Source organism: Burkholderia sp. JPY481 (genome assembly GCF_038900515.1).
Lineage (GTDB): Bacteria > Pseudomonadota > Gammaproteobacteria > Burkholderiales > Burkholderiaceae > Paraburkholderia > Paraburkholderia youngii.
In genome coordinates, this window is sequence record NZ_JAYMRT010000005.1 from 282,934 (window position 1) to 295,656 (window position 12,723).

General features: G+C 62.5%; 8 protein-coding genes. 4 read left to right on the plus strand and 4 right to left on the minus strand.

The window, feature by feature from the left end:
* Positions 1-135: 135 nt before the first annotated feature.
* The 4 genes from VSR82_RS15695 to VSR82_RS15710 all read right to left on the minus strand — a co-directional run bounded on the left by VSR82_RS15695 (position 136) and on the right by VSR82_RS15710 (position 4,548).
* The gene (locus VSR82_RS15695; RefSeq protein ID WP_368585586.1) at positions 136-495 is read right to left on the minus strand and encodes a response regulator transcription factor; all 360 of its coding nucleotides are present in this window, start codon (positions 493-495) and stop codon (positions 136-138) included.
* A gap of 86 nt (positions 496-581) precedes the next feature.
* Positions 582-1,280, minus strand: a complete 699-nt coding sequence (locus tag VSR82_RS15700; RefSeq protein WP_410848979.1) for a response regulator transcription factor — start codon at positions 1,278-1,280, stop codon at positions 582-584.
* A 133-nt stretch (positions 1,281-1,413) separates the two neighbouring features.
* Positions 1,414-3,648 (minus strand): PAS domain-containing protein, encoded by a 2,235-nt coding sequence (locus VSR82_RS15705; protein ID WP_429460116.1) that lies wholly within the window; start codon positions 3,646-3,648, stop codon positions 1,414-1,416.
* A gap of 231 nt (positions 3,649-3,879) precedes the next feature.
* Complete coding sequence (locus VSR82_RS15710) at positions 3,880-4,548, minus strand: response regulator transcription factor (protein WP_410848981.1); 669 nt, start codon at positions 4,546-4,548, stop codon at positions 3,880-3,882.
* A 353-nt stretch (positions 4,549-4,901) separates the two neighbouring features.
* Between VSR82_RS15710 and VSR82_RS15715 the strand changes: the two genes are divergently transcribed.
* The 4 genes from VSR82_RS15715 (at position 4,902) to VSR82_RS15730 (ending at position 12,723) form a co-directional block, all read left to right on the plus strand.
* A complete protein-coding gene (locus VSR82_RS15715; RefSeq protein WP_498857894.1) occupies positions 4,902-6,068 on the plus strand; it encodes an MFS transporter in 1,167 nt (388 codons plus the stop codon).
* Between the two features lie 827 nt (positions 6,069-6,895).
* Complete coding sequence (locus tag VSR82_RS15720; RefSeq protein WP_368585581.1) at positions 6,896-7,741, plus strand: IclR family transcriptional regulator; 846 nt, start codon at positions 6,896-6,898, stop codon at positions 7,739-7,741.
* Positions 7,742-8,176: 435 nt separating this feature from the next.
* Positions 8,177-9,565: an MdtA/MuxA family multidrug efflux RND transporter periplasmic adaptor subunit gene (locus VSR82_RS15725; protein WP_368585580.1), complete on the plus strand. Its 1,389-nt coding sequence runs from the start codon at positions 8,177-8,179 to the stop codon at positions 9,563-9,565.
* Between the two features lie 23 nt (positions 9,566-9,588).
* Entirely contained in the window at positions 9,589-12,723 is a 3,135-nt protein-coding gene (locus VSR82_RS15730; RefSeq protein WP_429460124.1) for an MdtB/MuxB family multidrug efflux RND transporter permease subunit, read from the plus strand.

The following is a 12,723-nucleotide window of genomic DNA, read 5'->3' on the forward strand; positions in this document are numbered from 1 at the left end:
CTTATGGGCACACGTGACATGGCACCATCCGATCAACGGATCGGACTATACGGCGATCGGTTTAGCGCCCTATACGCAGGTATATCCGCACGCGGAGCTACGGCCTCGGTATTGCGCCGAAGTACCGGGCTACTTTCAGTTTTCACCTAGCGCAAGCTGGAGTGCCGCGAGAAGTGCGGTATCGCTAAAGGGCTTGAACAGACAATCAGACGCGCCCTGCATGAGCAGACGCTCGCGAATGGCTTCGTCCTTGTGGGCAGTGATGAAGACGACGGGAATCTTCTTGCCGAGACTTTTCAACTCGCAGAAAAGCCCGAGCCCGCCTTTCCCCGCCATGTTGACGTCGAGGACCAGACAGTCGGTCTGATCGACCACCTCGGATGCGAGGAAAGCTTCCGCGGACGGGAACTCGCTGACCGCATAACCGAACATTCTCACCAGATCTGGAAGCGATTCCCGCACCGCTTCGTCATCATCGACCACCGTTACCAGCATGATTACCCGCAATCAAGTCCCGTTGAATCCGCTACTCGGCTCGAAGCATGCATGAAGCCGGGCGGCCGATCCACGATACCTTGGTATCAATCGATTGAAAAACTCTTCGGCGAGCCGACACGCGAGCTGAACTGCCCGCCCACCTGGGCGGCCATGATCACGAGTTCCGGCAGCGAGTTCGCCGCCATTTTCTCCATCAGGCGGCCACGGTGACCCTTGACCGTGATCTCGCTGATACCGAGTTCGGCCGCCACCTGCTTGTTGAGCAACCCGGCAACCACCAACGCCATCACTTCCCGCTCGCGGCGAGTCAGCGCGGCATAGCGGGCCCGCAGCGAGGCATGTTCGCTCTCCGCTTGGATCGCGTGACGGCTATGTTCAATGCCGTCGCGAACGGCCTCGAGCAAGGCTTCACCGTTGAACGGCTTGGTGAAGAATTCGATCGCGCCGGCTTTCATGGCCCGCACGGTAACGGGCACATCGGGGTAGCCGGTGATGAAAATAATCGGCATGTCGGCGCGGTCGGCCACGATTTGCCGCTGCAGATCCAGACCATGCAGATCCGGCAGAGAAACGTCGAGCAGCAGGCAGCTTGGTCCGCAAACACGCGGGTGCGCGAGAAATTGCCGGGCTGATCCGAATACCTGCGGCTGCCATCCCGCGCTGCGAATCAGCAATTCCAGAGATTCGCGCACGGAGACGTCGTCATCCACGACGAACACGACAGGGACCGCCTGCGGGGTGCTCGTGGACACGCGGCCCTGGGTTTCACCAGGTCTCTTCATCGCATACCTCGCTAATATCGGTCGCCGATTCGTATAAAGGCTCCGAATGAATCCTGGTCCGAACACCGGACAATGCCGGATTCCCCGATGCGCTTCCATCATACAGAGGTATGTATATGCCCGTTATCCGCCTTTACCCGCCGTAAATGGGTAGACAGAATGCGAAGCTCGCGCCGGGCCCGTCATCCGGCAAAGCCGCCCACAGACGCCCGTTCTGGCTTTCGATGATCGACCGGCTGATCGCGAGACCAATGCCCATGCCGTCATTCTTGGTCGTATAAAAGGCATCGAAAAGCCGTTCCGCGTGTTGCGGATCGAAGCCGACCCCCGAGTCAAGCACGGTCAAACGAACCATCCCGTCGGAGTCGGCCTCGGTCTTGACCGATATGCGCCGCGGCCGATCGTCGACGCTGCTCATCGCATCGGCGGCATTGCGCAGCAAATTCATGATCACCTGTTGGACCTGCACCCGATCACAGCCGACCAACGGCAGCCCGTCCGCGAACTCCGCGCGCACGATGACCCGGGCCCGGTCCAGATCGGTCTGCATCAGGGCAACGACCTCGCGCGCCGTATGGTTGAGATCGACCGCCTCCAGCGTCACGCTGCGCTTGCTGAAGAGCGCACGCAAGCGCGCAATGACATCGGCCGCGCGGTTGCCGTCGCGGATCGTGCGCCGCGCGGTCTCCTGCGCCCCTTCGATGTTGGCGGGCACTGCCGCCAGCATGCGAAGACAGGTGCTGGCGTTGGTCACGATTCCCGACAGCGGCTGGTTGACTTCGTGGGCGATCGAAGCCGTCAACGCGCCGAGGCTCGTGATCCTCGCGACATTCAAAAGCTCCGAGCGCGCCTTGTCGAGCGCCTCTTCCGAGCGGCGGCGCTGGCTGATATCGAGGGCCGTGCCGATGTATTCGCGACCACCCGGACGGTCAGTCGCGCGATGCCCCAGCAAATGCACATGCTTGACCGACTGATCCGGCATCAGCAGGCGATACTGGCTCTCGACATCGCTATCGCCGCGTTGCACCTGTTCGATCAATTGAAACGCGAGACCGACGTCATCCGGGTGATAACGCGCGACGATACGATCGAGCGTCACCGTAGTGCCCGGCTCGAACTCGAAGATGTGATAAAGCTGATCCGACCAGGCAATCTCGCCCGTATCGACGTGCCACGAGAAGTTGCCCATTCGCGCCAGCGCCTGACCTTCGGCGAGAAATGCTTCGCTGCGCCGCAGCTCCTCCTCCGCGCGCTTGCGATCGTCGATGTCGATGTTGACGCCGTACCATTTGACGACCTTGCCGTGCTGGTCCCGCAATGGGCTGGTGCGAAACAGAAACCATCGGTACTGGCCGTCGTAGCGCTGCATTCGCGCCTCCGCCGCGCCGGGCAACTGACTGGCCATCACGGAGCTCCACACCGACATCAGCCCAGCCCGGTCGTCCGGATGCACCGAGTCCATCCATCCGTAATCTCGCACCTGCGACAGCGTTCTGCCGAGATAATCGAGGTAGTGCTGGTTGTAAAACTCGCCGGTGCCGTTCAGGCGCGCTGACCAGATCAGCGCGGGCAGTGCGTTGATCGTCTCGTTGAGGTGGCGCTCGCTCGCGGCGAGCGTGATTTCCGCACGCTTGCTGTCCTCGATATCGATCGACAGGAAGAACCAGCGCAAAATGCTGCCGTCCCGGCCGAGCAACGGAAATCCGCGCACGTTGAACCAGCGGTAGGTTCCGTCGGCACGCCGGTAACGGCTCTCTACATTGTGCGCGGTGCCGTTCGAGAGCGATGCTTCCTGCGCGGCGATCACCGCCTCGAGGTCTTCCGGATGAATGAATCCGCCGCTCCGCCAGGCTTTGAGTTCCTCGAACGACTTTCCGAAGTATTCCAGCGTGAGCCGATTCTGAGCTTCGACTTCGCCTGTCGGCGACATCACCGTGACGGGCACGGGAATGCTCTCGACGATCAACTGCAGGTCGAGCTCCTTTCGCTTCAGTGCCTCCTCCGCTCGCCGCAAGTCCTCGACATCATTGCAGACTCCGCACCACCGAACGATGCGCCCTTCGCCATCACGCAGCGGACTGATCTGAAGCACGAACCGACGGTACTGGCCGTCGAAGCGCCGTAGACGCGCCGCTATTTCACCCGGCTCTCCGGACGCCAGAATGGCGGTTTGCCGGTCGAGCAGCATCGGCAAGTCGTCGACGCAAATCACGTCGCGCCACTGCAAGTCGGATGATGTGTCGAGCACCCGTCCTGTGTATTCGGACCACTTTCGGTTCACGAAGTCGACCCGACCGTCGGGCAGCGCGGTCCAGGCCATCGCGGACAGCGCATCGAGGACGATGCCGGAATCAATTGCCAGTCCCATCATTGTTTTGATTTTGCGAGCAGGCGCGAGATTCTCAAACGTTCGCCGAAACCTGCGTTCAGGTGCGTAGTTTGGTGCCGACCAGAAAGTGGCGCGATTATCCCATGCGACGAAAGTCATCGCAATGCAATGGGTGCGCGAAAGGCGGGCTGATTAAAGCCGCATTGAGGTCGAATTGAAGACGGTGAAGTTGGCTGATCGCCACGTTGCGGGCTTCGTTCGCACCCGCCTTTACTGCCCGGATGGACCTACGCCGAGCGCAACCGTTTTACGCACGAGATCGGCAACGGAGCGCACATTCATTTTGCGCATTGCCTGGCCCCGATGAATCTTGACCGTCACCTCCGCGATGCGCATTCTGGAAGCGATCTGCTTGTTCATCAGACCGGACGCGACGTTGACCAGCACCTCCCGCTCGCGAGGCGTCAGCGCGCCCCACCGTTCGCGAGCCTCGAACAGCGAGCTATCCGCTTCGAGGCGTCGTGCGTCGCGCTGCAATGCCGCGACCACCGCGTCGATCATGTCCTGATCGCGGAACGGCTTGGTGAGAAAGTCCAGGGCCCCTGCTTTCATCGCCTCGACCGTCATGGCGATATCGCCATATCCCGTCATGAAGACAACGGGCATCGGAGCGCGCTGCTGCGTCAATAGCGACTTCTGCAACGCCAGTCCGCTTTGGCCACGCAAGCGCACGTCCAGCACGAGGCACGCTGGTCCCGGGCCCTTGGGCGCCGCGAGGAACTCTTCAGCGGAGCGGAACGCGTCGACTTCCAGGTCGATCGAGCGCAGCAGACCCGTTAGCGCTTCGCGTACCGAATCGTCGTCGTCTACGACATAGACGATGCCCGCGGTTCTGTTGGCTGCGGTCGTAGCGGACCACGCGGTCTCAGTGTTTAGCATCAAGATAGTCTTCTACTACGATACGGTCTGCGAATGGGCCATCGCAGACACCCTCGATATCAGTTGGACTTCAATAGCTGACTCGACCGTTGCAGGGAATAGCCGCCGGATTGCCGGCCGCGATGCGGTCATCCCTGTCACGTCAAGCCTGAAGCTTACATGGGGCGTAATGAAGAGGCTCTAGTACTTTGGTATTGGAAATTCGCGTCGAGCGGCCTGGATCGGAATGTCCAGGGCTTACTGATTTCTGGATGGCGAGCTAATACCTTGGTATGGGTTAATCATTCTGGAACCTCTGAGCGCCGGCTGGCGGATTAATATGTCTGCCCTTGTCGATCAACAGAGTTCGAAGCATGCAACCATTCCATGCTCTTTTCGTTCTACTCGGCACGCTGCTCGCCGCCAGCGGTTATGGCGCGACGTTTCTGCTCTCGATGCATTTCCGGACCGCCGGCGGAACCGACCTGAACACCGGCATTGCGTTGGCGCAAGCGGTGATCGGCACGTTCGTGAGCTTTCCGCTAGCCGACTGGTTCGCGCCGCGCGTCGGCGCGGCGCGCTTGACCGCGATTGCGGCGCTATGCCTGGGCGCGGGCGTTGCGGCTTTCACGGTCATCGCGCCAGAGAATGCGATCGGTTTCGTCCCCGGGTTCCTTGTCGGTTTCGGCTGGGGTTCTTTTAGTCTCGCCGCTCCAATGGCGCTTGCCGAACGAACCACGAATGCCGATCGTGGCTCGTGGTTCATGCGGTTCGGCACGATACAAATGCTGGGCATCGGCGCATGGCCGGCGCTAGCCGCGTTCGCGATCCGCTCGCTGCACTGGAGCGTTGCAAGCGTGCTGCTAGTCGTCGCGGGGCTGTGCATGGCTGGATCGTTGATGCTGGAAGCATTCGCACGGCTGTCGCCGAATCCCGCAACGCACACGCAAAAGCCATGGGCACTGAATTCGGGCGCCATTCTCCGCACGCGCGCGGTTTATTCGATCGCGATGATTGGCTTGTGCGCCTGTGTTTTCTCCGGCTTATTGACGTTCCAGATGTCGCTCGTTCAGGGCACTGGCTCGCACGCCGGCACGTTCTTCAGCTTCTATACCGTGACGGTCGTTCTCGCGCGCTGGCTGCTCGGACGGCTCGTGATCAGTTCGCGGCGTGAAATCACGACGAAACTCGTGCTGATGTTGATGCTGCTTGGCATTGCAGCAATGTTCGCCGTTCCGTATCACACGCTCTTTCACCCGACCAGCGCCGTGCTGTTCGGAACTGGCTATGGCCTCGCCTATCCCGTGATCCAGGAACAAGCCGTCAACGATTCCAATGCCATCCATCGTCACGCCGCGCTGACATGGTTCATCGTCGCTTACTCGCTCGGTGCGTTCGGCTTTCCGGCCGTCGGCGGCTGGGTGCTCGTGCACGCCGGGAAGAACGCGTTGACCGCGCTGATCGCGATATGCGGCATGTCGGCACTCGTGCTATCCGTACTCCGCGACAGGCGACGCCTCGCTGCGCAATTCAGTTCGTGACCACGACGGAATGTTGAACGACAGGGTTAAAGGGATTCCCCATTTGCAATAACCAATGGGAGTTCACAGACATTAATGCAACGCTCAGCATCAGCGTAATAACTTGGATTGGATAAATAATGCTAAAGCGGTTGGTAAAAAACTTCGAGGCCAAGCCCCTCATGGCGCAGCCCTTGCCTCGGTGTTGATGACGAGCGCATGAAAGACGACCAGAAGCAGGCGGAGCAATATAATTTACTTTTTACATTGAAAGTATTTACATAGCTCAATTCGCGGAGCATGATTCATTGAATCGCGTAACCGGTATGCGCGCTTTCGCAGCTAGTGCGTTTGCAAATAAAAACGAAATGTAAAATGAGACGGGTGATTATCGGCGATTATTGCGTATCGCCTTTTTAGCTGGAGCGATTTAATGCCTGCATTTGGTGCCGATTTTTGCGACACAAAAAAAAGGCGTCACGTTGCCGTGACGCCTTAAAAGTTCTAGCCATTCCGAGGGCCGTGCTAGAACCTGAGAGAAGGTATTTCGAAAGGCGCAAGCGCTTTGGACAGGCAATCGATCCTGGACTCCGGGATTTTCCGCTCGCGTGCATCATATGCAGCGGGCAAAGGCGACTTTCGAAATGAGGTTCCATTTTTTATGGTTATGCTGACTAAGTCAAGCAAAAAGATATAGTCGCTCATCGATCGGCAATTTCTTCCGATACAATGATTTTCCCAAAAATATATGAAACGGATGCTCCGGTTTGGAGAGGCCCCCGCACCGCGCGGGCGGTCGTCAACAGGTTAACGAACGAGCAGCCTGAAATACTGTTCCAAAAAAACGCATGAACCGATCCGCACCGAATCAAACCGTCACCGCTAAAGCCCCCGCCAGCAAAGACCGAGACGGCCCGGGCGATGAAGTCACCGCGCTCGCGCGCGGCTTGACCGTATTGCGCGCCGTCGCCGCCGCGCACGCACCGCTCAGCAATCGCGAACTCGCCGAGTTGACCGGCATCCCGAAGCCCACCGTGTCGCGCATCACCGCGACGCTCGTGGGCACCGGTTTTCTCGTGCGACTGCCCGACAGCGAGCGCTTCGTGCTGACCTCGTCGGTGCTCGAACTAAGCAACGGCTTTCTGCGCAACTTCGACATCCGCTCCCGAGCGCGGCCGTTCCTGATCGAACTCGCGGAACGCACCGCGTTGTCGGTGCATCTCGCGGTGCGCGACCGCTACGACATGGTCGTCATCGACGCGATCCGGCCGCGTTCGGCGGTGCTTGTATCGCGACTCGAAATCGGCTCACGCATGAGCCTGACGCGGACTGCCGTCGGCCGGGCGTACCTCGCCGCGCTCACGCAAGCGGACCGCGACCGTCTGCTCATCGGCCTGCAGACGGCCGAGGGCGATGATTGGGGCTATATCGGCAGCCGTCTCGTCAGTGCGATCCAGGACACGCTCGAACGCGGTTTCGCCATCGCCACCGGCGAGTGGTACAACGGATTGAACGCGATCGCGCTCGGCTTCGTCGGACCGTCGGGCGAGCGCTACGCGGTCAATTGCGGCGGCGCGGCCGACCAGTGTCCGCGCGAATGGCTAATCTCGGACGCCGCACCCGCGCTGCTCGAATGCATCGACAAGATCGTGCTGGAGATCGGCGGCACGCCGGGGCGCCGGCTCGACGAGTGACCCGGCGGCGGCAACGGGCGCCAACGCGGCGCCCCGCCCAGACCGCACGCGGCGCCGGCCGCCTGCGGTCTGTGCAGTGACGAAGGCATCCCGCCCACCCTTGCCCTACAATTCGCCAACATCCTGTAACCTTCGTAATTAACCGAAAAATACGCGGCTGGACTGTTGCAGACGCCGCAACGTACGATCACGCATCCCGTCGCGGGACCGCGCCGCGAGCCGTGAGCGCCGTCAAAAAGGCCTCGCCGATCCGTGATGATTCCGCATTGCGTTAACATCTCTGTCCCGCGCCTCGGATAGCATCGCGCTAAATATTGCGCGGCGCGCGCCGCCACGACCGCCTGACATGCCGACCATATGCCGGCCCGCCGTCTTTCTAACGGCGGCGACCGTATCGGCGGCTCACATCACAAAGCCAGCCACCTGACCGAACCGATGGACGAACAACAAAAGCACCCGGAAACCCAACGCCCTGCCGCTTCCCAGCCGTCCGCGAGCGGCGCGCAATCGAGCGCGCCCGGCGCGGTGAAACGCCACCGCGGCCGCACCGTCGCGCTGATCGTCGCGGCGCTGGTCGTGCTCGGCGTCGTACTGTGGCGCTGGCATCCGTGGGCCGGGCCCGGCAGCGGCGCGAGCGCGCCGGGTGCCGAGAGCGGCGCGCGCAGCGGCCGCCTCGGCCGGGGCGGTCCGAACGCGATGGCCAACATGCCGCAGCCGGTGCACGTCGCTGCCGCGACGCACGGCGAGATGCCGGTCGTGCTGACCGCGCTCGGCACGGTCACGCCGCTCGCCACCGTCACGGTGCTGCCGCAACTGAGCGGCGTGCTGCAGGACGTCTATTTCAAGGAAGGCCAGATGGTCAAGAAGGGGGACGTGCTGGCCCAGATCGACCCGCGCCCGTATGAGATTTCGCTGCGCAACGCCGAGGGCACGCTGGTGCGCGACCAGGCGCTGCTCGCCACCGCGCGTCTCGATCTGAAGCGCTATCAGACGCTGCTCGCGCAAGACTCGATCGCGAGTCAGCAGGTCGACACGCAGGCGTCGCTGGTGCGGCAATACGAAGGCACGGTGAAGGCCGACCAGGCGAACGTCGACAGCTTCAAGCTCGACCTCGTGTACGCGCGCATCACCGCGCCGGTGTCGGGGCGCGTCGGTCTGCGTCAGGTCGACCCGGGCAACTACGTGACCTCGGGCCTCGCCAACGGCATCGTCGTGATTACGCAGCTCGATCCGATCAGCGTAGTGTTCTCGACCTCCGAAGACAATCTGCAGCAGATCATCCAGCACACGCGCAACGGCGAGTCGCTGTCGGCCACCGCGTACGACCGCAGCAACACGCATCCGCTCGAAGTCGGCTCGCTGAAGACGATGGACAACCAGATCGACACGACCACCGGCACGATCAAGCTGCGCGCGATCTTCGAGAACAAGGACAACGGCCTGTTCCCGAACCAGTTCGTCAATACGCGCCTGCTCGTCGATACGATCAAGGACGCGGTGATCGTGCCGACCTCGGCGGTGCTCAACGGCTCGATGGGTGCCTTCGTGTACGTCGTGAAGCCCGACAACACGGTCACCGTGCGCCAGGTCAAGGTCGGCCCGGTCGATGGCGAGCGCACCAGCATCCAGTCGGGTCTCGCGGTCGGCGAGCGCGTCGTGACCGACGGTTCGGACCGGCTGCGCGAAGGCGCGAAGATCACGATCCCGGCCGAACGGCCGCGTGGCGCGTCCGGCGCGCACGGCGCGAGCGCTCCCCCGGGCGCCGCGGCCGCCTCGGGCGCGCACGAGCGTCGCGGCCGGCGCGCGTCGCAAGCATCGCAATAAAGTAAAGCCACGGCACTTACCGCATGAATCCATCCCGCGCTTTTATTCTGCGTCCCGTCGGCACCGCGCTGCTGATGGCGGCGATCATGCTGGTCGGCCTCGTCGCGCTGCGCTTTCTGCCGCTGTCCGCGCTGCCCGAGGTCGACTATCCGACGATCCAGGTGCAGACCTTCTATCCGGGTGCGAGCCCGGACGTGATGACCTCGTCGGTGACGGCGCCGCTCGAGCGGCAGTTCGGGCAGATGCCGTCGCTGAACCAGATGTCGTCGCAAAGCTCGGCCGGCTCATCGATCATCACGCTGCAGTTCAGCCTCGACCTGCCGCTCGATATCGCCGAGCAGGAAGTCCAGGCGGCGATCAACGCGGCGGGCAACCTGCTGCCGTCCGACCTGCCCGCGCCGCCGATCTACGCGAAGGTCAACCCGGCCGACGCGCCGATCATTACACTCGCGATCACGTCTAAAACGCTGCCGCTCACGCAGGTGCAGGACCTCGCCGACACGCGTCTCGCGCAGAAGATCTCGCAGGTCGCGGGGGTGGGTCTCGTGAGCCTGTCGGGCGGCCAGCGCCCGGCGATCCGCATTCAGGCGAACCCGCGCGCGCTCGCCGCGTACGGGCTGAATCTCGACGACCTGCGCACCACCATCTCGAACCTGAACGTCAACACGCCGAAGGGCAATTTCGACGGCCCGACCCGCAACTACACGATCAACTCGAACGACCAGCTGACCGACGCCGACGAGTACAAGAGCGCGGTCGTCGCATACAAGAGCGGCCGCCCGGTGATGCTGACCGACGTCGCGAGCATCGTGCCGGGTCCGGAGAACACGAAGCTCGGCGCATGGGTTAACGACACGCCCGCGATCATCCTGAACGTGCAGCGCCAGCCGGGTGCGAACGTGATCCAGGTGGTCGACAGCATCAAGGCGCTGCTGCCGCGCTTGCAGCAGTCGCTGCCCGCCGCGCTCGACGTCGAGGTCGTCACCGACCGCACCACGACGATCCGCGCGTCGGTGCGCGACGTGCAGTTCGAACTGGCGATGTCGGTCGTACTGGTCGTGCTGGTGATGTACCTGTTCCTCGCCAACATCTACGCGACGATCATTCCGAGCCTGTCGGTGCCGCTGTCGCTGATCGGCACGCTCGCCGTGATGTACCTGTGCGGCTTCTCGCTGGACAATTTATCGCTGATGGCGCTGACCATCGCGACCGGCTTCGTCGTCGACGACGCGATCGTGATGATCGAGAACATCGCGCGCTACGTCGAGGAAGGCGACAGTGCGCTCGAAGCCGCGCTGAAGGGCTCGAAGCAGATCGGCTTCACGATCATTTCGCTAACGGTCTCGCTGATTGCGGTGCTGATTCCGCTGCTCTTCATGGGCGACGTGGTCGGCCGCCTGTTTCATGAATTCGCGATCACGCTCGCGGTGACGATCGTCATTTCGGCGGTCGTGTCGCTGACGCTGGTGCCGATGATGTGCGCGAAGCTGCTGCGCCACACGCCGCCGCACGACAGTCACCGTTTCGAGGCAAAGGCGCACCGCTTCATCGACTGGGTGATCGCGCGCTACGCGGTTGCCCTCACGTGGGTGCTGAACCGTCAGCGCTCCACGCTGGTCGTAGCTGTCCTCACGCTGGTGCTGACCGGCCTGCTGTACGTGTTCGTGCCGAAGGGCTTCTTCCCGGTGCAGGACACCGGCGTGATCCAGGCGATCACGCAGATGCCGCAGTCGGTGTCGTTCGCGTCGATGGCCGAGCGCCAGCAGGCGCTCGCCGACCAGATCCTGAAGAACCCGGACGTCGAAAGCCTGACCTCGTTCATCGGCGTCGACGGCAGCAATATCACGCTCAACAGCGGCCGCATGCTGATCAACCTGAAGCCGCGCGACGACCGCAGCAACACCGCGAGCGAAGTGATCCGGCAGTTGCAGAAGGACGTCGCGCATATTCCGGGCGCGTCGCTGTTCATGCAGCCGGTGCAGGACCTGACGATCGACTCGACGGTGAGCCCGACGCAGTATCAATTCATGCTGACCGATCCGAACATCGGCGAATTCACGACGTGGGTGCCGAAGCTGGTCGAGCGCCTGAAGCAGTCGCCCGAACTCGCGGACGTCGCGACCGATCTGCAGGACAACGGCCGCTCGGTATTCATCGAGATCGACCGCGCGACCGCCGCGCGCTTCGGCATCACGCCGGCCACGATCGACAGCGCGCTGTACGACGCGTTCGGCCAGCGCATCATTTCGACGATCTTCACGCAGTCGAACCAGTACCGCGTGATTCTCGAAGCGCAGCCGACGATGCAGCACTACACCACGTCGCTGAATTCGATCTACCTGCCCTCTTCGACGTCGGCGGGCGGCCAGGTGCCGCTGTCGTCGATCGCGAAGTTCATCGAGCGGCCCGCGCCGCTGCTGGTCACGCACCTGAGCCAGTTCCCGGCCACCACGGTGTCGTTCAACCTCGCACCGGGTTCATCGCTCGGCGCGGCCGTGAAGGCGATCGAACAGGCCGAAAAGGACATCGGCCTGCCCGCGTCGTTCCAGACGCGCTTCCAGGGCGCGGCGCTCGCGTTCCAGGCGTCGCTCGCGAACACGCTGTTCCTGATCCTCGCGGCGATCGTCACGATGTACATCGTGCTCGGCGTGCTGTACGAGAGCTTCATCCATCCGATCACGATTCTGTCCACTCTTCCGTCGGCCGGCGTCGGCGCGCTGCTCGCGCTGCTGATCACCGGCCACGATCTCGACATCATCGGCATCATCGGCATCGTGCTTTTGATCGGTATCGTGAAGAAGAACGCGATCATGATGATCGACTTCGCGCTCTACGCCGAGCGCGAGGAAGGCAAGCCGCCGCGCGAGGCGATCTACCAGGCATGTCTGCTGCGTTTCCGGCCGATTCTGATGACCACGCTCGCCGCGCTGCTCGGCGCTCTGCCGCTGATGCTCGGCACCGGCGCGGGCTCGGAGCTGCGCCGGCCGCTCGGTATCGCGATCGCCGGCGGCCTGATCGTGAGCCAGCTGCTGACGCTGTTCACGACGCCGGTGATCTACCTCGCGTTCGATTCGCTCGGCCGCAGGCTGCGCGCGCGCTTTAACCGCGGCAGTTCGTCCGGTAGCGCCACACCGCCCGCCACCGATGCAGGGAACTAG